General features: G+C 55.3%; 14 protein-coding genes. 12 read left to right on the top strand and 2 right to left on the bottom strand.

Annotation, left to right across the window (positions count from 1 at the left end; all coding sequences use genetic code 11):
• Positions 1-134 precede the first annotated feature (134 nt).
• The 5 genes from Abin_RS10120 (at position 135) to Abin_RS10100 (ending at position 8646) form a co-directional block, all read left to right on the top strand.
• The gene (locus Abin_RS10120; protein WP_048846547.1) at positions 135-647 is read left to right on the top strand and encodes a nucleoside deaminase; all 513 of its coding nucleotides are present in this window, start codon (positions 135-137) and stop codon (positions 645-647) included.
• 161 nt (positions 648-808) lie between these two features.
• The gene (locus Abin_RS10115) at positions 809-2401 is read left to right on the top strand and encodes a trypsin-like peptidase domain-containing protein (protein ID WP_052948210.1); all 1593 of its coding nucleotides are present in this window, start codon (positions 809-811) and stop codon (positions 2399-2401) included.
• 497 nt (positions 2402-2898) lie between these two features.
• A complete protein-coding gene (locus tag Abin_RS10110; RefSeq protein ID WP_084593587.1) occupies positions 2899-4026 on the top strand; it encodes an efflux RND transporter periplasmic adaptor subunit in 1128 nt (375 codons plus the stop codon).
• Entirely contained in the window at positions 4019-7111 is a 3093-nt protein-coding gene (locus tag Abin_RS10105; RefSeq protein ID WP_048846545.1) for an efflux RND transporter permease subunit, read from the top strand. Before Abin_RS10110 ends, Abin_RS10105 begins: the two co-directional genes overlap by 8 nt.
• On the top strand, positions 7108-8646 hold the full coding sequence (locus Abin_RS10100; protein WP_237596318.1) for an efflux transporter outer membrane subunit: 1539 nt from the start codon (positions 7108-7110) through the stop codon (positions 8644-8646). Before Abin_RS10105 ends, Abin_RS10100 begins: the two co-directional genes overlap by 4 nt.
• Here the strand turns inward: Abin_RS10100 and Abin_RS10095 are convergent.
• On the bottom strand, positions 8626-9399 hold the full coding sequence (locus tag Abin_RS10095; protein ID WP_048846541.1) for a helix-turn-helix domain-containing protein: 774 nt from the start codon (positions 9397-9399) through the stop codon (positions 8626-8628). The two genes, Abin_RS10100 and Abin_RS10095, sit on opposite strands and share 21 nt — an antisense overlap.
• A 300-nt stretch (positions 9400-9699) precedes the next feature.
• Between Abin_RS10095 and Abin_RS10090 the strand changes: the two genes are divergently transcribed.
• The 6 genes from Abin_RS10090 to Abin_RS10065 all read left to right on the top strand — a co-directional run bounded on the left by Abin_RS10090 (position 9700) and on the right by Abin_RS10065 (position 16193).
• Entirely contained in the window at positions 9700-10500 is an 801-nt protein-coding gene (locus tag Abin_RS10090) for an OmpW/AlkL family protein (protein ID WP_048846539.1), read from the top strand.
• 4 nt (positions 10501-10504) lie between these two features.
• Positions 10505-11884, top strand: a complete 1380-nt coding sequence (gene hemN, locus Abin_RS10085; RefSeq protein WP_048846537.1) for an oxygen-independent coproporphyrinogen III oxidase — start codon at positions 10505-10507, stop codon at positions 11882-11884.
• Positions 11885-12078: 194 nt separating this feature from the next.
• On the top strand, positions 12079-12702 hold the full coding sequence (locus Abin_RS10080; protein WP_086612333.1) for a 2OG-Fe(II) oxygenase: 624 nt from the start codon (positions 12079-12081) through the stop codon (positions 12700-12702).
• Between the two features lie 114 nt (positions 12703-12816).
• On the top strand, positions 12817-14454 hold the full coding sequence (locus Abin_RS10075) for an electron transfer flavoprotein-ubiquinone oxidoreductase (protein ID WP_048846535.1): 1638 nt from the start codon (positions 12817-12819) through the stop codon (positions 14452-14454).
• 63 nt (positions 14455-14517) lie between these two features.
• Positions 14518-15267, top strand: a complete 750-nt coding sequence (locus Abin_RS10070) for an electron transfer flavoprotein subunit beta/FixA family protein (protein WP_048846533.1) — start codon at positions 14518-14520, stop codon at positions 15265-15267.
• A gap of 2 nt (positions 15268-15269) precedes the next feature.
• Positions 15270-16193 carry an electron transfer flavoprotein subunit alpha/FixB family protein gene (locus Abin_RS10065; RefSeq protein ID WP_048846531.1) on the top strand — a complete coding sequence of 308 codons (924 nt, stop codon included), beginning with the start codon at positions 15270-15272 and terminating at the stop codon, positions 16191-16193.
• A gap of 76 nt (positions 16194-16269) precedes the next feature.
• Here the strand turns inward: Abin_RS10065 and Abin_RS10060 are convergent, their stop codons facing one another.
• Entirely contained in the window at positions 16270-16926 is a 657-nt protein-coding gene (locus tag Abin_RS10060; protein WP_048846528.1) for a TetR/AcrR family transcriptional regulator, read from the bottom strand.
• A 59-nt stretch (positions 16927-16985) separates the two neighbouring features.
• On the opposite strand from Abin_RS10060, the gene Abin_RS10055 reads away from it, so the two are divergent.
• Entirely contained in the window at positions 16986-18593 is a 1608-nt protein-coding gene (locus Abin_RS10055; protein WP_048846525.1) for an efflux transporter outer membrane subunit, read from the top strand.
• Positions 18594-18880 lie beyond the last annotated feature (287 nt).

The raw sequence follows: 18880 nt of genomic DNA, 5'->3' as shown, positions 1-18880 counted from the left end.
AGAGAAAGTTGCGCGTTTGCAAGAAAAACAATGCTTTTTTTTGCCATAATGTGTCTGTGCTCAAATGAGTGCGTCAGAAATGATACAACGCGTGGCACAACCACCCTGATGGCAGGCAGACCAGTTCAAGTTCGATGAAGACTTTTCCCAACAAAAAAGCCCTCTCCTCACCAAATGGTATGGAACTCGCCCTTACTCTGGCGCGTGAAGCGGCTGGTTGCGGAGAAGTGCCTGTGGGTGCGGTGCTTGTGGGGCCGGATGGGGCGATTCTGGCACAGGATCGCAACCGCGTGGAGGAACGTCATGATCCGTCCGCGCATGCAGAAATGCTGGTAATGCGTGCGGCATTACAACAGCGTGGCGGACAGAGGCTTTCTGATTGCACGCTGGTTGTCACGCTTGAACCCTGCCCGATGTGTGCCGCGGCCATTACGCATTTCCGGGTAGGGCGCGTTATTTTCGGGGCCTATGACCCCAAAGGCGGGGGGATGGAGCACGGCCCTCGGATTCCCTACCGCCCCGAAACACTGCACCGGCCGGAAGTGATTGGCGGCGTGCGGGAGCAGGAGGCATCTGCTCTGTTAAAAGCGTTTTTTCAGGCTTTACGCCCTGACGGCGTGTCAGACAAAATCACACAGCTTCCATAAAGCAAGACCTTTTGTTTTTGCCACACAGGAACCATTTTAGGGTCTTAAGCGTCTGGTGTTGGGGAAAATAGCCCGGTTATGATGGTCGGACAGGGTGCCCCAATGCCGCGCCCAGGTAGGGAATACTCTGCCGGACAATGCAAGGAACAGTCGGAATCGTGATGTCGGAAAAATCTGAATCAAAGTTTTTCGGGCGGGCTCGCCGTAAAAAATTCCTGGCCCTGCTGGCCGGGGTTTCTATTGTGGCAGAAGCTGGCGCAGGCATTGGTTCTGTCGCGCTGCTTGGCCACAATGCGGCCCATGCACAGGATGCTGCCGGAGCCATCAAACCCAGCAGCCCCAGTCAGAAGCTCCCGGATTTTGTTAATCTGGTCAAACAGGTCAAGCCTGCTGTCGTTTCCATCACGTCCATGATCAAGGCAGATGCTGCTGAGGCTGAAGGCGGTGGTATGGGCGGAATGGGTGGCGGTTCGCCTTTTCCATTCCCTTTTCCATTTCAGATGGTGCCCCAGCGTTCGCACCAGTTGATTGAAGCCCGTGGGTCAGGCTTTGTGATTTCAGCCGATGGCTACGTGGTGACCAACAACCATGTGGTGAAGGGTGCCACCAAGGTTACGGTTACCCTTGATGATGGAACAACGCTTCCTGCCAAGATCATCGGCCGTGATGGCAAGACCGACCTTGCCCTGCTGAAAGTCACATCATCCCAGAAGCTGCCCTTTATCGAACTGGGCGAATCTGATGATGTACAGCCCGGAGAATGGGTTGTGGCCGTAGGGAATCCCTATGGTTTGGGTGGGACGGTTACGGCGGGGATTGTGTCTGCCCGTGGGCGTGACATCAATGAAGGGCCATACGACAACTTCATTCAGATTGATGCCCCGATCAATCGCGGTAATTCCGGCGGCCCGCTCTTCACGCAGGATGGCAAGGTTGTTGGTGTAAACACAGCAATTCTGTCTCCATCAGGTGGGGGCTCAATTGGTATCGGTTTTGCCATTCCGTCTGATACCGTGCGCAGTGTCACAGACCAGCTTCGCAAAACCGGCCACGTTGTGCGTGGGTATCTGGGTGTGAATGCACAGGTCATTTCACCGGCCATGGCCAAGGCGCTGAATATGCCTGCGTCCCCATCTGGTGCGCCGCCGGCAGGGGCATTGGTTGCCAGCGTAACGCCTGATAGCCCTGCCGAAAAAGCAGGATTGAAGTCTGAAGATATCATTACGGACTTCAATGGTCAGAAAGTTGCCTCTCCGCATGATCTGGCCGTGCGTGTAGCGTCCATCGCACCCGGAACGGATGCGAAAATGGGCTATATTCGGGCTGGTAAGCCGCAGACCCTGACGGTCAAGATCGGTAACCTTGCTTCTGCCAACAATGACGGCGGTATCGGTGGGGCCGCAGCGTCTGGCCAGCATCTGGGCGTCTCCCTAACACCGCTGACATCTGACATCCGCCGTCAGCTTGGGCTGGGGAATGACGTGCATGGTGTGGTGGTGAACGACATTCAGCCCGGTTCGCCGGCTGATCAGGCCGGTATCCGCCCGGGGGATGTTATTCAGTCTGTTGGCGGCCAGAGTGTTGATACACCCCGTGCTGCAGTCACGGCTGTTCGGGCCGCTTTGGGGGCTAAAAAACCTGTCCTGCTACGCATTTTGCGTGATGGTCAGTCTTTGTTCATTGCGATTTCACCCGATGGAGGAAGCACAGGTGGCTCTCCTTCAGATGGTGATGGGGATGATGACGACCAGTAAGATCATTCTTACGGAATGCCAGCCTGAAAGGGCTGGCATTTTTTTGCTTGGTCGCCTTTGCCACAAATCCGTCATGAATATGCAGCATGAAGCGAGTAATCACTCGTAGGTGCCCGCCATGGCGTCTTTTATACAGTCCCTTTTTATGTGCGATGTTGTAACAAGACCGGGTTCTTTGTCCGGGTTTGTCCTTTTATTGTAAAATTTTGATTAAAAAGATGCGGTCTGGGTCAAATTCCGTATCGCTTTCGTGTAATAGCCTTTCCGAAATAATGTAAAAAACCTTTGATAACAGTCGTTTCTGGCTATTACGCTGGTCGGTCTGTTTTAAGGAATAGGCTCCTCTGGCAAAATGGCAGAGGGTTTATTAAACCTTGTGCACACAGTTCCCTGCGTTGACGTGTGTTCCGGCAGGGGGAGGCGTGTTTCGTCTTTGCGCGGAAGTGTGCTGACCGGTGCGCGCTTTTCGGTTTCTCTTGCGGTCAGTGCGGATTGTCATGATGCTTCTTCGTCCTCTCTTGTCTTTGCGGGTCTTGCGCACTTCTTTTTTTCTGGTGGCTTTTGGGGCGGGTTACGAGCTGGCAGGGTCAGCCGCGTGGGCCGTCAGTGGCATCGTGCATGAAAAAGACGGCAGCCTGAGTGTGCCAGAAGCCTCGCCTTTGCGCGGTCAGCTTGAAATCACCCCCCTGAAAATGACCGCCCCGCGTGATACCTTGTCCGTGCCCGGGTCAATTGTTGCTGAACCCAGCCGGGTTATTCCCATTTTCACGCCAGTTACCGGCCGGGTGGCCTCGGTTTCGGTGGTGCCGGGCCAGCACGTACGGCGTGGGCAGGAACTTCTGACCGTTCTGTCAGGCGATATGGCGCAGGCCAGCACGGATGAAACAAAAGCACGCGCAGGGTTGGTGCAGGCCCGTGCCGCTATGGAACGTGCGCAGGAAGTGAAGCAGGCAGGCGGTGCTGCCACAAAAGATGTGGAAGCCGCACGTGCCGCCCTGCAACAGGCCGAAGCGGAAGATCGTCGTGCGCAGGCGCGGCTGGCGTCTTTAAGTGACAAAACGCAGGCTGACGGCACACTGGTCTTTCGGGCACCCGTTGATGGAGTGGTGGGCTCAGTCACCACAGCACCCGGCGTCAACGTGACCGATATCACTGCCCCGCTTATGAGCATGGAAGATCTGGCAGAAGTCTGGGCTGTAGCTGATATCGCTGAAGCCGATGTAGATGATATCCATGTCGGGCAATCAGTTGCCATTACGTTGCCTGCGCGTGACGGGCTGGTTTTTCCCGGTCAGATTGCCACCATAGAACCAGACCTTCATCTGGAAACCCGACGTCTGCGGGCCATGATTCCGCTTCCGAACCCGGATGAAGATTTAAAGCCCAATATGTTTGCCAACGTGGCCATTCAGTTACGACAACCTGCGGGGCTTATGGTACCCCAATCGGCCTTGCTGATGAACAATGACCGCGTAACCGTATTTGTCGAAACATCCCCTTGGGTATTTCAGCGTCGGGTCGTCACAATCTCCTACGATGAAGGAGAGGATACCGAGGTTCTGTCGGGTCTGAAGGTAGGGGATCGCGTTGTAACGCGTGGCGGGGTTCTGCTGAACGATGATTGAGCAGATTATCGCGGTCTGCCTGCGGGAACGGCGGATAGTTTTTGTCGCCATGGCTATTCTGGCCCTGTGGGGTGGATGGGCGTGGAAAGATCTTCCTGTTGAAGCCTACCCAGACCTTGGGGCCGTGTCCGTTCAGGTCACTACCCAGAGTTCCGGTCTGGCGGCTGAAGAAGTCGAACAACAGATAACCATCCCGCTTGAGCGCCAGTTGGCGGCAACGCCGGGGCTGGCCAGCAGCCGGTCAAGCAGTACGTTTGGCTTGTCGCTGATTAACCTCATTTTTCGTGATGGGGTGAATGTGTATGCGGCCCGTCAGCGTGTGACGGAACAGTTGGCGCAGGTCACGCTGCCACCGGGCGTTACGCCGGGCATGGGGCCGGTCAGCAGCCCTTCGGGTGAAATTTTTCGCTACACGCTGGAATCAGACCGCCAGAATCTGATGCAGCTTTCTGAAATTCAGCATTGGGTTGTGGTTCCGGCCCTGACAAAGGTTCAGGGTGTTGCGGCTATTAACAATTTTGGCGGCTTTACCCGCGAATATCAGCTTCAGCTCGATCCCGCGGCGCTCAGCCGATACAATATTGGCGTGAATGATATCCTTGATGCCATTCGCAACAGCAGCGTCAACGCGGGCGGTGGCCGTGTCGCACGGGGGGAGCAGTCCTACATTGTGCGTGGCATGGGCATGATCCACACGCTGGATGAAATGGGGGATATTCCTGTTGCCCAGCATAATGGCGTGCCGGTGTTTCTACGTGAACTGGGCAGGATGCAGCTGGGCCATCAGGTGCGGGAAGGGATTCTGGGTAAGGATTCCAACCCTGATACCGTAGAAGGTATCGTCACCATGGTGACGGGAGAAAACGCGTCCCACGTTCTTGAATTGCTGCATGCCCGTGTCGCTGAACTGCAAAAGCAGTTGGCCCCACAGGGTGTAAGAATTGTCCCATACCTGGACCGCGACAATCTGGTGCATGCCACAACGGAAAAAGTGACCCACACGGTTCTGGAAGGCGTGGGGCTGGTTTTCGTTATTCTGATTCTGTTTCTTGGCAGCCCTCGCAGTGCCATTGTGGCCGCCGTTACCATTCCGCTGGCGCTGGCAACGGTATTCCTGATCATGAGCCTGCTGGGTATGCCAGCAAATCTGTTTTCCCTCGGCGCGATTGATTTCGGCGTGATTGTCGATGGGGCGATTGTGGTCACGGAATCCATCCTGCGTATGCGGGAGGCCAAGCCAGACCACACCATGACGCTGACCGATGTTGAAGGGCTGACCAAGCATGTCGGGCGTGCCATCGTGTTTTCCACGTTGGTCATTATTGTCGCCTACAGCCCCCTGTTTGCGTTTGTGGGGGCGGAGGGGCGTCTTTTCCGCCCCATGGCCTTTACTGTCAGCTTTGCACTGCTTGGCGCACTACTAAGCGCCATTGTGCTCACGCCGTCTCTGGCGTTTCTGGCCATGCGCAAGCCGCACAAGATTTTCCATAACAAACCGCTCGAAAAGCTGCATGATCTGTACCATCGCGGGTTGGATCACACCATGCGGCGGCCGCTTCTGGCCTATATCGGGGCGATTGTTGCCTTTGTGTTGGTGATTGTGCTGGGTGCCAACACGGGGCGTGAGTTCCTGCCGGATATGGATGAAGGCGCACTCTGGCTACAGGTGCAGTTACCCTCTGGCCTGTCGTTGGAAAAAGCGGGGGCCATGGCAGATGAAGTGCGTAAGGCAATCCGCTCTTTTCCCGAAACATCCTACGCCGTCACACAGCTTGGCCGGAATGATTCCGGCACTGACCCATGGACGCCCTCACATATCGAAGTGCCAGTTGGCCTGAAGCCGTATGACACGTGGCCCCACGGTGAAAACAAGGCCCAATTCATCACGAAACTACGCGAACGCCTGAAAAAAATTCCCGGTATTTCCTTCGGTATCAGCCAGCCGATTGCCGATGGCATGAATGATCAGGTGGGCGGGGCACACTCGGCCTTGGTGTTGCGCGTCTATGGCAACAATGCCCGTGAACTCCGTAATATTGGCAACCAGATTGTCACCGTTCTGAAAACAGTTCCCGGCACAACCGAAGCATCGATTTTTCAGGAACCGGAAATTCCGCAACTCAATATTGTTGCCAACCGTCGTGCTGCCGCCCGCTACGGCATTTCCGTTGCGGATATTATGGCAGTGGTCGGAAACGCCATTGGCGATGCGCCTATTTCCCAGATTTATATCGCTGACCGTACCTACAACATGACAATCCGGGTGCCTCCGCTGGCTGTCAGTAATCTGCGTGCATTAGGGCATCTGCCGCTAACGGCGGCTAACGGGGCTCAGATCTCGCTTGAAATGGTGGCTGACATCAGCCTGAAAACGGGTGAAGGCACCATTTCACATGAAATGACCCAGCGGCAGATCACCCTTCGGGTTGATAACGGTAAGCGGCCGCTCTCCGAATATCTGTCTGATGCACAGGCCCGCATTGCCAGTCAGGTTCATTTCAACCCAAGCCTGTATCGTCTTGAATGGGCCGGGGCTTTTGAACAGCAACAACGGGCACAGGCCCGCTTGAGCGTGGCACTGGGCATCATGCTGGCTGTCATGCTGGTGCTGCTGTTTGGCGAATTTCGTAAACTCCGCCAGGCCGTGCTGGTTCTGGCTGTTGTGCCGCTGGCCCTGCTGGGCGGCCTGGTGGCCTTGCAGTTCCGTGGAGAAACACTGAACGTTGCCACAGCCGTTGGCTTTATCGCCCTGTTCGGGGTGGCCGTGCAGAATGGCATCATCATGGTGTCAAACTTTAACCGCCACCGTCAGGACGGTGTTCCTCTGCGAGCCGCCGTGCTGGAAGGGGCTGGCGAGCGCTTTCGCCCGGTTCTGATGACGGCAACCGTTGCTAGCATGGGCATGTTGCCTGCGGCCATAGCAACAGGCATTGGCACAGACGTGCAGCGCGGGCTGGCAACCGTGGTTGTTGGTGGTTTGGGAATAGCAACGCTGCTGACGCTCTTCATCCTGCCAACATTCTATTACGAAATGGAAGCATGGTGCGAACGGCGTGCCGCGGCACGGGGGCCAGTAGAATCGTGAAACACACATTGCTGATTGGCTGCGCCCTGATTGCTCTGGGTGTCAGCGGCTGTGCCGTTGGGCCAGATTTCAAGAAACCCGGTTCACCGGGGCCAACGCAGTATGGTCAGGCAGGTCAACCACTGACGTCTCAAGCTGTTTTGGGTGGGGCAGAAAAAGCGGAAAGCGGGTTGCAGGGGGGGGCACAAACCCTGCATCCGGGTCAGGATATTCCAGCGCAATGGTGGCAGGTTTTCCACTCTCCAGCCCTCGATAAGCTGGTGCGCAAAGCGCTTGATAACAGCCCGACACTTGAATCAGCGCGGGATGCACTGGCTGCCGCGCAGGAAAACCGTCTGGCGCAGCAAAGTGCGTTTTATCCGTCTATTTCTGGCAGCTTCAACCCGACACGGAACAAGACGTCCCGTACCTATTCACCAGTGCCAAACAGCAACCAGTGGCTGTACACTGTTCATACGGCACAGTTGAATATTTCCTACGTGCCAGATTTGTGGGGTGGGGTCAGACGTGGGGTAGAGGCCGCAAAAGCGTTACGCGATGCCCAGCGTGACCAGCTTCGGGCTGTTTATCTGACGCTGACGTCCTCTGTGGTGCAGGCGGCCATTGATTATGCAGCCCTGAAAGCACAGCTTGAAACCACAGAATCGCTGATTAAAATTCAGCGCGATCTGCTGGAATCTGCCCGCAAACAGGAAAAAGCGGGCGAGTTTTCGCTGAATGATGTGGCGTTGCAGCGTACGGCTCTTGCCCAGAACGAAGCCACCCTTGCCCCCCTGCAGAAGCAGTTGGAGCAGCAGAAACATCTGATTGCTGCGCTGGTGGGTGATATGCCGGATGCTCCACAGCCTGAATTTACACTGAATGACCTGACGCTCCCGTCCGACCTTCCGTTGACAGTTCCTGCCAGACTGGTCGAACAACGGCCGGACATCCGTACAGCACAGGCCAACTGGCATGCGGCGTGTGCGCAAGTGGGGGTCGCGGTCGCAAACAGACTCCCGAACGTGCAGCTTGGGGCAACGCCGGGTTACGCGGCGGCGTCTATCGCCCAGATGGCGGCACCCGGTTATGGGCAATGGGCCGTTATGGCCATGATCACCCAACCGCTGTTTGATGGGGGATTGCTCCGCCATCAGGAAAACGCGGCACGCGCTGCGTATGATCAGGCGGCTGCTGATTATCGTAGTACATTGATAACGGCCTTGCAGGATGTGTCTGACGTCCTGACCGCGATTCGCACAGATGCGACGGCACTGGCCGACACTGCTGAAGCGGCGACAGCGTCAGGTGATAGCCTGCGCATTGCTCTGGCGCAGTATCGCTACGGTGCTGTCAGTCAGGTGGCCATGATTACGGTGCAGCAAACCCACCTTCAGACTGAACTTGCGCTCGCGCAGTCCCGTGCCGACCGTTTGTCTGACACCGTGGCTCTGTTTCAGGCGTTAGGAGGCGGATGGTGGAACAGCAAGGACTCCGAACTGCCCCGCAACCCATCATGGCACCCCGATAAAGGGCTAGCTGTGCTCTTGCCCTGATGCCAGCCCCTGCAAACGGGTGGGGGAGAGAACGCGAATACCGTGATGATCTGTCCCGGCAATGATCTTTTCTCGCCGCAGGCTGCTGATGGTGCGGCTGACGGTTTCAATGGTCAGGCCAAGATAATCTGCAATATCCACCCGCGTCATGGGGAGGGAGACAATATTTTCTTCCCCCTTAACCTGACAGGGGCGGTGCACCATGCGGGCCAGAAGAAAACTGGCCACCCGTTCACGGGCTGTTTTGCGGCCAAGCAAAAGCATCTGTTCCTGAGCTTCTGCCAGTTCGTCAGTGACCTCTGCCAGCAACCGGCGTTCAAACAACGGGTAATCGTTTAACAGAATTTCAAGCTGTGGCCGCATGAAGCGGCATACCTGCACCGTGTTTACGGTTTCCGCCCCGAATGAATAGGTACCGGCGTTTGTCAGCCCCAGAAAATGACCAACGTCAGCGAACCCGGTAATCTGTCGTCGCCCGTCTGGTAAGGATTTGAACAGTTTAACGGTGCCCGCGGTCACATTGTAAAACGCCTGCGCCGCAGACCCTTCTTCGATCAATGTTGTTGCCGGGGGAAGTGAAAGCTGTTTCGAGGCTTTGGCCAGAATCGCCAGTTCATTATCATCAATCGCGTTGCAAACGCTTTGGTCGCGAATTTCGCATACCAGACACCGATGAATGTCCTCCCCGCCATTCAGCACCAGCCTGCGGCGCATCGGCGTGGTCGAAGTCCGTGTCTGGGGGGCAGGCGGCATGGAAAATATCCGGGTATAATCAGTATGCCCAAAGCGCTAACGCCTTGAAACATCTGATTTAGAGAAGCAGAGGCGTTAATACTAAGTTATTTTTGATATAAATCAAAGACAACGCTTTTCCATCCCTTTGAGGATTTGGCTGTGCATAGGGTATGTCTGGCTTGCACAGATGGTTGTGCTTTTCAGAACACACCCTGCTCTCCATAGTGTGAATTGTTTGATCTAAATCAAGGTTCACACCCGCTGGCCGTGATTTCTGCGCTTCAGAGATCACAGTGTAGTTGGAAGAGTATAAACGCTATGGTTAAGTTTCGTTCCTTATTGACCGCCATGGTGGCGGGTGTGGCCGCTCTTTCCGGTACGGCCAAAGCGCAGACCACGCAGGCAGCCCCTGCAACGTCAAATGCTGCTTATGTCAACGCTCCGGTTGTTAGCCAGATCCCGGCAGCCCCGCGTCCTTCCAGCGGTCACTGTGGTTTGTTTGAAACCTGCGCCAACACCAAAATCGGTCTGGGCAAGGGCGACTTCCTGATCCGTCTGTCTGCTCTGGGTGTTATGCCTGAAGATCGTGACAGTAAGGTCTGGCTGAACGGAACCGCTATTCCGGGCCGTATCAAGACCACGCGTCAGGTCATGCCAGAACTGACATTTGAATACTTCTTCACCGACAACATCTCCATTGACCTGATTGCTGCCAGCACACGTCATGAAGTTGCTGCTGAAGGCACGCCTTACGGAAAAATTGACGTCGGTAGCGCATGGGTTCTGCCCCCAACGGTTACGCTGGCCTGGCATTTCCGCCCGCATAAACGCTTCAACCCCTATCTGGGTGTTGGCGGTACGCTGGCTTGGTTCCACAACGTGTCTCCCGCCGGTGGCCTTGTGCAGAAGCTGAACGTCGGTGTGACTGGTGGTCCGTCAGTAAATGCTGGTTTCGATTATCAGCTGGTTGGCAACTGGTTCTTCAACTTCGATGTGAAGCAGATGTTCATCCGTATGCATGCTTGGGCAAACGACCGTGGAACGGGTGGAGCCTTCATCAAGGCTCACGACTCTCTCGACCCCACAGTGGTCGGCGCTGGTATCGAATACCGGTTCTAGTGGCATGAGCGCGGTTTCTTCTTCAGAACTGGTTCACCGTTACGGCGGGAACCTGCCGCGCTATACCAGCTATCCGACTGCCGCCAGTTTTTCTGAGGCAGTCGGCCCGGCACAGGCCGAAGAATGGCTTCGTGCCCTACCGGCAGAAAAGCCGGTTTCCCTTTATTTTCATGTTCCTTTCTGTGACGAACTCTGCCGTTTCTGCGGGTGCAATACATCCGTGATGCGTCATGAAGATGGTCGCATGGCTTATGGTGACCTGCTGCGTGAGGAATTACGCCGTGTGGTGGCATTGGTAGGCACGCAGCGCCCGGTGCAGCATCTCCAGTTTGGTGGGGGCACGCCATCCACCCTGCCTGCGGCGGCCCTGCGTCATATTATCCGGTCGGTCCGGTCCATGTTTCAGATACAACCACAGGCTGAACTGGCCATGGAACTAGATCCGCGGCATGTACCCGAAGGGTATCCGGCTTTATTAGGGGAACTGGGTTTTACCCGTATCAGTCTGGGCGTGCAGGATCTTGATGAGCGTGTGCAGGACGCCTGCGGCCGCCATCAATCGTTTGAGCAGACAGAGGCCTGTATTTCAGCTGTCCGAAATGCCGGAGTCTCGGGCGTTAATATCGACCTGATCTATGGCCTGCCGTATCAAACGGAAGACAGCATCGCTGAAACAGCACGCAAAATTGCGTCCCTACGGCCAGACCGTCTGGCTGTGTTCGGCTATGCCCATGTTCCATGGAAGCAGAAGCGTCAGCGTCTGATCCCCGAAGATTCCCTGCCGCAACCAGCAGAACGTCTTGCCCAGCGCGCCCGTATGGATGCTGTGCTTCGGGCGGAAGGCTATTCGCCCGTTGGGCTTGACCATTATGCCCTTCCGCAGGATGCGTTGGTAAAAGCAGCTGACTCTGGCGTGTTACGTCGCAATTTTCAGGGGTACACGACAGATTCGTCTGATGTTCTGCTGGGTATGGGGGCATCCGCCATTTCCATGCTGCCAGACGGATATACGCAAAATATCACAGCCGTAGCCCCTTATGCCCGCGCTATGGCTGATAATCAGTGCCTGCCAGTGGCACGAGGTGTTGCCCGCACGGAAGACGACCGTCTGCGTGGCCGTCTGATTGAGCGCCTGATGTGTGACATGGGTGTTGATCTGGCCCAGATGGAAGCACAGCTTGATGTGTTTGAGCCAGAGTTAGCCGCCCTTCAGCCTTTGGCCGATGACGGCCTGATTGTAATAAATGGCCCGCACATCCGCGTGACAGAAAAAGGCAGACCCTTTCTGCGCAACGTGGCGGCAGTCTTTGATACACACCGTAAAAGCTTGTCTGAGCCGACGGCTGGAGCGACGCTTCAACCGCGTTTTTCTGGGGCAATCTGAACCGCTTAGAGAGTGGCGCGTATAAGCATGAGTTGATCGTGCCGCTGTTTTGGCGCATGGAAAGAGGCTGTTCACTCCACATGCAAAGCAGATTTGCGTTCAAGGGGTGGCATTCGTACCGTAACTGAAGGATAGGGCAGATGCACTCTGACGCCCAGATTTTAGGAACCGGCACCGCTCCTGCGTTTGTAAAAATGCTGGCGGGCGTACGGCCTGCAACCTACCCATACCAGCACTGGATGATGGAATCCGTGCTGGCCCCAGAAGCCTGTGACGCCCTGGTTGAGTGGGAACCGGGCGAGCAGGCGCGCGCGGGTGATGTCGGGGGTCGGCGCGAAACACGGAACAAGATGCGTGTTTTTGTGGATAAAGAGATTCGCGCCAAAGATGCCCGGCTCGACCGCATGGCCCATCTGCTTGATAGTGCCGAAATACGTCAGGCGTTCGCCGATTATTGTGGGGCACAGCTGGAAGGGGCAGCCCTACGTCTTGAACTCTGCTTGGATACAGACGGGTTCTGGCTTGAGCCGCATACCGATATCGGTGCCAAGAAACTGACACTCCTTATTTCCCTGTCTGAAAACGATCACGCAGGTGAATGGGGTACGGATTTGATGACGCCCGAAGGCGAATCGGTTGCCCGTGCGCCGGGTGCGTTCAATTCGGGTGTTCTGTTCATTCCGTCAGACAAGACGTGGCACGGCTTTGTTCCGCGTCCTATTGAAGGCACGCGCCGAACCCTGATTGTCAATTTTGTCGATCAAAGCTGGCGTGCTGTTCACGAACTGGCGTTTGGGCCTGCATCTGGCCAGCACTGAATCCGGTTTTTTAGTTTTCAATCCGGCCCGCTTGTCTCGGCGGGCTGTTTTTGCAATTCCAGCCTGAATTGGCTTTCAAAAAGCCCCGTATGACCTTCCGGGCAGAGGATAAGTATGAGCGAAACAGCGCGTGAGTCGATGGAGTTTGATGTCGTTATTGTTGGTGGCGGCCCGGCAGGGTTGGCTGCGGCCATCCGTCTGCGTCAACTCTCGCCTGAAACCAGTGTCTGCCTGATTGAAAAAGGGAGCGAAATCGGAGCGCATATTGTTTCTGGCGCTGTTATCGAACCGCGCGCCCTGTCAGAGCTTCTGCCAGACTGGAAAGAGCGTGGCGCACCGCTGAATACACCCGTTACCACAGAAGAAATGCTGTATCTGACAGAAACCGGCAGCCTTCGGGTTCCCATGCTGGACAAGCTGATGCCGCATATGGCCAATCACGGGAATTATATTGTCAGTCTGGGCGAGGTCTGTCGCTGGCTGGCGACACAGGCTGAAGAACTGGGTGTTGAAATCTATCCCGGTTTTGCCGGTGCTGAAGTCCTGATTGAAAACAACCGCGTGGTGGGTGTTGCAACGGGTGATATGGGCATTACCCGTGAAGGCACACATGGGGGAAATTATCAGCCCGGTATGGAGCTACGGGGGCGTTATACCCTGTTTGCCGAAGGGTGCCGCGGTTCTCTGACCAAACAGGTTATGGCGCATTATGACCTGCGCAAAGGCGTTGACCCGCAGACCTACGGCCTTGGTATCAAGGAAGTGTGGGAAATTCCGGCAGAAAAACATCGGCCCGGTCTGGTCCAGCATAGCTTTGGCTGGCCAATGGATGATCAGACATATGGCGGTGCGTGGCTGTATCATTTTGGAGAAAATCTGGTCTCCTATGGCTTTGTCATTGGGCTCGATTACCCAAACACATGGCTTTCTCCATTTGAAGAAATGCAGCGGGTCAAATTGCATCCTGCGTTCCGCAAACATCTGGAAGGTGGTCGCCGTGTCAGCTATGGCGCGCGTGCCCTTTCAGAAGGGGGCTTACAGGCTATCCCACGTCTGACTTTCCCCGGTGGGGCACTGATCGGGGATTCCGCAGGGTTCCTGAATGTGCCCAAAATCAAGGGCACGCACACCGCCATGAAATCTGGCATGCTGGCTGCTGAAGCCGTGGTGGAATCGCTTGCCGCCAATCAGGTGGAACCCGCGTCCTTTACCAAGCGGGTGAAAGACTCCTGGTTGTGGGAAGAACTGCGCACTGCCAGAAATATCCGCCCCGCTTTTGCCCGCTTCGGTATGAAAAAGGGTGCCCTGTACGCAGGTCTCGACGCCATGATTTTCAAAGGTCGTGCGCCGTGGACCCTGCATTTCAAGCATCAGGACAACGAGGTACTGAAACCCGCTTCGTTGTGTGAAAAGCCCAACTACCCCAAACCCGATGGGCAGTTGACGTTTGATCGCCTGTCCTCCGTTTTCCTGTCAGCGACCAACCATGAGGAAGACCAACCCGTTCACCTGCGGGTTAAGAATCTTGCCCTGTGGAAAACGGTTAACTGGGATGTGTTCCATGCACCTGAAAGCCGATATTGCCCGGCTGGCGTGTATGAAGTGGTGGATGAAGCAACTGACCCACGTCTGCAAATTAACGCCCAGAACTGCGTGCATTGCAAAACCTGCGATATTAAGGACCCTGCGCAGAATATAGACTGGGCAGTGCCAGAAGGCGGCGGTGGCCCTAATTATCCTGCCGGTATGTGATTTTTGGTTAAAATACTGTATGGCAGCGTCTGAAAGATCCTGCATCTGCAAGCGAAAGAAGCCATGAAGATTGTAGTACCTGTCAAACGGGTTGTTGATTATAACATCAAGCCACGTGTTAAGGCTGACGGCAGCGGTGTTGAAACTGCTGGCGTCAAGATGTCGATGAATCCTTTTGACGAGATTGCGGTTGAAGAAGCCATTCGTCTGAAGGAAAAGGGCGTTGCGACAGAAGTTGTCGTTGTGTCCATCGGTGTGCAGCAGGCGCAGGATACGCTGCGCACGGCTATGGCCATGGGGGCTGACCGCGCCATTCTGGTGCTGTCTGAAGAAAGCCCGGAACCTCTGGCGGTTGCCAAGGTTCTGAAAGCCATTGTTGCCAAGGAAGAACCGGGTCTGGTCATTCTGGGCAAACAGGCCATTGATGATGACATGAACGCCACCGGCCAGATGCTCGCGGGCCTGCTGGGCTGGGGGCAGGGCACTTTTGCCGGCAAGGTCGAAGTTGCTGATGGTTCGGTACGGGTCAGCCGTGAAATTGATGGTGGGACAGAAGACGTCTCCCTCACGCTTCCGGCCATCATCACCGCCGATCTGCGCCTGAACGAGCCCCGTTACGCATCCCTGCCCAACATCATGAAAGCTCGCAAGAAGCCGCTGGAAACCCTGAACGCGGCTGATCTTGGGGTGGACATGACCCCGCGCCTGACCATTGTCTCCGTCGCGGAACCGCCGCAGCGTCAGGCTGGTGTAAAGGTCGGTTCTGTCGGGGAACTGGTTGAGAAACTGCGTAACGAAGCAAAGGTAATCTGATTATGACCGCTCTTGTTCTTCTTGATCATGAAGAAGGCCGGATCAGACAGGCCGCTCTTTCCGCTGTTACAGCCGCCACCAAACTGGGCGATGTGCATGTTCTGGTTGCTGGCGCCGATGCCGTTGCGCAGGAAGCTGCGAAAATTGCCGGTGTTTCCAAAGTGCTGCACGCCGTCGATGCACGGTATGCGCATGAACTGGCAGAACCTCTGGCTGCGCTGATTGTCTCTCTTGCTGGTGGCTATGATCATATCGTGGCGGCTGCGGGGGCCGTTGGTAAAAACGTGCTGCCGCGTGCGGCTGCGTTACTTGATGTGCAGCCTATCCCCGATGTTATCAGCATTGTGGAGGCGGATACGTTCGTGCGCCCCATCTACGCTGGGAATGCTCTGGCTACAGTCAAATCTTCTGATTCCAAGAAGGTGCTGACTGTTCGGAGTTCAGCCTTTGATGCAGCAGCTGCTGAAGGTGGCTCTGCTTCGGTGGAGGTTGTCGCGCCGGTTGAAAGCCCGGAAGTCTCAAAATTTGAATCCGTGCATCTGTCAGAATCTGAACGGCCGGAACTTGAATCGGCTCGGGTGGTTGTGTCGGGTGGTCGTGGTCTTCAAAGCGAAGAGAAGTTCCACATTCTTGATCCGCTGGCTGACACGCTCGGGGCTGCCATTGGTGCCTCCCGTGCGGCTGTGGATTCCGGTTTTGTGCCGAACGACTATCAGGTCGGCCAGACCGGCAAGATCGTAGCCCCTGACCTTTATCTGGCTTTTGGTATTTCCGGCGCTATCCAGCATCTTGCTGGTATGAAAGACAGCCGCGTCATTGTGGCGGTCAACAAAGACCCGGAAGCCCCAATCTTTCAGGTAGCCGATTACGGCATTGTGGGAGATCTCTTCGAGATCGTTCCCCAGCTTACAGAAGAACTGAAGTAAGTTTCTGGTTACGCCAAAAAAGCCTGCCTAGAGGATCCTTTAGGCGGGCTTTTTTTATGTTCGGATAGAAAGACTGTCAGACTGTTCGGCTGTTTCCGTATGTGGCCAAAAACATTTTCACCGCAGCGTGTATGACTTTTTCTTTTTCAGTATCTTCATTTTCAAAAGGCATATTGAAGCGTTTTCTGTGTGCAATGCGGGTCTGGCAGAGGGTAAAAAACTGTTCGGCAGCAAACTCTGGGTCTTCAACGGTTAATGTGCCTTTTTTAACCTGCTCTTCAATCCAGAGCGATAAAGCCTCAATCCCCATACGCGGGCCATGCTGCCAGAAACTGGTGGCCAGATGCGGAAAGTGCGGCGCTTCTGAAACAATGATGCGGTACAGCATCAGACTTTCTGGCTGTGTGATCAGATGCACCATGGCCCGGGCAATAGCCGTCAGGGTTTCCTGCACCGGCTGGTTCGCTTTCATGGGGGCTAGGGCGACAGGCAGCTTTTTCTGGCAATTATATTCAACAAAAGCAGCAAACAGATCTGCCTTGTTGGTGAAGTAATTATAAAGCGTACCTTTAGACACACCAGATTCGCGGGCAATGGCTGACATGCTGGCCCCCTCGAAGCCATGCGCTGCAAAAATAGTTCTGGCACCATCCAGAATTTGCTGGCGTTTGGCTTCAGATTCACCAGTGCAATGGTTGGGCGTCACGATGGGAAGGGGTGCAGAATCAGACATGATGGATGGTTATTCCCAAGTATGATGATTGACGCAACATTGAAAAACGATAGGTTAGCATGCTGACCGAACCGATCGGTCAGCGCAAGACAGTAACGTGTATAGACAGAATTTTCGTTGGGAGCGGACGGGTGGCTAAACGGTACGCACTGGGGGCAAGCACGCTGGCGCTGGCATTTATGCTGGGCGGATGCATGGTTGGTCCGGATTTCAAGAAGCCCGCCACATGGACACCAGAGAAATGGCAGCATGCCAAACTGGAAGGCTCATCCACAAATCTGAGCGTGCCCAGCAATCAGGCTCCCGACCCGGAATGGTGGTCCGCCTTTCATGATCCTGAACTGACATCGCTTGAAAAAAGACTGGCAGCCCAGAACCTTGATGTTCAACAGGCGACAGAACAGCTTGCCGTCAGCCGCGGCCAGTTGCTGATTGCTGGTGCTGAACGCTTCCCGGACCTTGCGGCCACAGGTTCTTACAAACGAGCACAGTACAGCAGCAAGCAGCTTCAACGGGTTGTTGAGCGCATTGGCCAGAACGCGCCAGAAGGCGCAGGCGCGCTTCTTTCTTCCCAATCATCCAATATGTCCATCCCCCTTCTTAACCAGTGGCAGGATGGTTTGCAGGCAAGCTGGGAAGTTGATTTGTGGGGGCGTGTTCGTCGCCAGTATGAAGCCGCCAAGGCCTACCTTACCGCCACAATGGAAGAACGGCGGGGTATTCTCATCGCGCGTCAGGCTGAACTGGCACAGGATTATATGGCTCTGCGCGGATTGCAGGAGCAGCTACGCATTGTAAAAGCCAACCGTGATGCCGCTAATCAGATGCTGTCACTTAGCTCTGCCCGGTATAAAAGCGGCATGGTGAGCGAGCTTGATGTCGATAGCGCCCGTGCACAGGTAGAAGATACAAACGCCCGTATTCCCCAGTTCGAGCAACGTATTGCTCAGCAGATCAACGCGATTAATCTGCTGATGGGTGCCCCTCCAGGCTCGTTGAATACTGAATTGGCTCAAGCTCCCGCTATTCCGCTTGTTCCGGCTGAAGTCCCTGTTGGGTTGCCGTCTGAACTGGCGCAACGCCGTCCGGATATCCGTCAGGCCGAAGCCGAACTTCATGCTGCGACCGCCGAAGTTGGGCAGGCAGAAGCAGATTTTTATCCTAAAGTCACCATTGATGCCGGGTTTGGGTTCCAGTCTTTCTCCTTCCGCGACCTCGGGTTCTGGAGCGCGCGTACCTGGAACGTAGGACCATCCATCAGCCTGCCGATCTTTCAGGGGGGACGCCTCACCGGGCAGTTGAAGATGAAGAAGGCGTCGCAGAAAACGGCAGCGCTCCGTTATCGTAAAACCGTGCTTAAAGCGTGGAGCGAGGTTGATAACGCGCTCACTGGGTATGAAGCCGAGCAGAAACGCAATCAGTCTCTGAAAACACAAGTCGCGGCAGATGAGCGGTCACTGCATCTGGCGCAGGATCAATATAAGCACGGGTTAAATAGCTTTCTTCAGGTTCTGGATGCTGAACGGCGTCTTCTGTCGTCCCAAACTCAGTTGGCCGATAGCACCTCAACCATCTCCAACAATCTGGTGCGCCTCTATAATGCACTTGGTGGTGGGTGGGAGACTACATACCCGGACGCAGCTAAAAAGGTGTCGCAACACACCTGATCAGACTTCGCACTAAAGAAGGGCCATTCAGTTCACTGAATGGCCCTTCTTTGTAGGGGGACGGTCGTGAGGGTAGAAAGAAGTCACGCGGTCGTGAGTTTGGGCACGCTTACTTAAAGGCGTTCTTCAAGGGAGCAGGGCAAGACTCCTCAGAAGATCAAAAGCAGGCCAGCGATAGGCACACATCCTCACTCTCAAACTGAAATTCGGCAGAAAACAGCCAAAAAATAAGGACATTGCTCTTATCTGTAAGAAATTTGTCATGGTGTGTAGATTTTGTGTTGACG

Origin of the sequence: Acetobacter indonesiensis (genome assembly GCF_000963945.1) — a bacterium.
GTDB classification, from domain to species: Bacteria; Pseudomonadota; Alphaproteobacteria; order Acetobacterales; family Acetobacteraceae; genus Acetobacter; species Acetobacter indonesiensis.
The sequence above is the reverse complement of the archived record's forward strand: the minus strand, read 5'-3'. Positions and strand labels throughout refer to the sequence as shown.

What these genes read in the sequence shown, in the direction of transcription:
- Abin_RS10065 (WP_048846531.1), top strand. Translation starts at nt 15,270, where the DNA reads ATGACCGCTCTTGTTCTTCTTGATCATGAAGAAGGCCGGATCAGACAG.
- Abin_RS10070 (WP_048846533.1), top strand. Translation starts at nt 14,518, where the DNA reads ATGAAGATTGTAGTACCTGTCAAACGGGTTGTTGATTATAACATCAAG.
- Abin_RS10095 (WP_048846541.1), bottom strand. Translation starts at nt 9,399, where the DNA reads ATGCCGCCTGCCCCCCAGACACGGACTTCGACCACGCCGATGCGCCGC.
- Abin_RS10110 (WP_084593587.1), top strand. Translation starts at nt 2,899, where the DNA reads ATGATGCTTCTTCGTCCTCTCTTGTCTTTGCGGGTCTTGCGCACTTCT.
- Abin_RS10075 (WP_048846535.1), top strand. Translation starts at nt 12,817, where the DNA reads ATGAGCGAAACAGCGCGTGAGTCGATGGAGTTTGATGTCGTTATTGTT.
- Abin_RS10090 (WP_048846539.1), top strand. Translation starts at nt 9,700, where the DNA reads ATGGTTAAGTTTCGTTCCTTATTGACCGCCATGGTGGCGGGTGTGGCC.
- Abin_RS10055 (WP_048846525.1), top strand. Translation starts at nt 16,986, where the DNA reads ATGCTGACCGAACCGATCGGTCAGCGCAAGACAGTAACGTGTATAGAC.
- Abin_RS10105 (WP_048846545.1), top strand. Translation starts at nt 4,019, where the DNA reads ATGATTGAGCAGATTATCGCGGTCTGCCTGCGGGAACGGCGGATAGTT.
- hemN (WP_048846537.1), top strand. Translation starts at nt 10,505, where the DNA reads ATGAGCGCGGTTTCTTCTTCAGAACTGGTTCACCGTTACGGCGGGAAC.
- Abin_RS10120 (WP_048846547.1), top strand. Translation starts at nt 135, where the DNA reads ATGAAGACTTTTCCCAACAAAAAAGCCCTCTCCTCACCAAATGGTATG.
- Abin_RS10060 (WP_048846528.1), bottom strand. Translation starts at nt 16,926, where the DNA reads ATGTCTGATTCTGCACCCCTTCCCATCGTGACGCCCAACCATTGCACT.
- Abin_RS10080 (WP_086612333.1), top strand. Translation starts at nt 12,079, where the DNA reads ATGCTGGCGGGCGTACGGCCTGCAACCTACCCATACCAGCACTGGATG.
- Abin_RS10115 (WP_052948210.1), top strand. Translation starts at nt 809, where the DNA reads ATGTCGGAAAAATCTGAATCAAAGTTTTTCGGGCGGGCTCGCCGTAAA.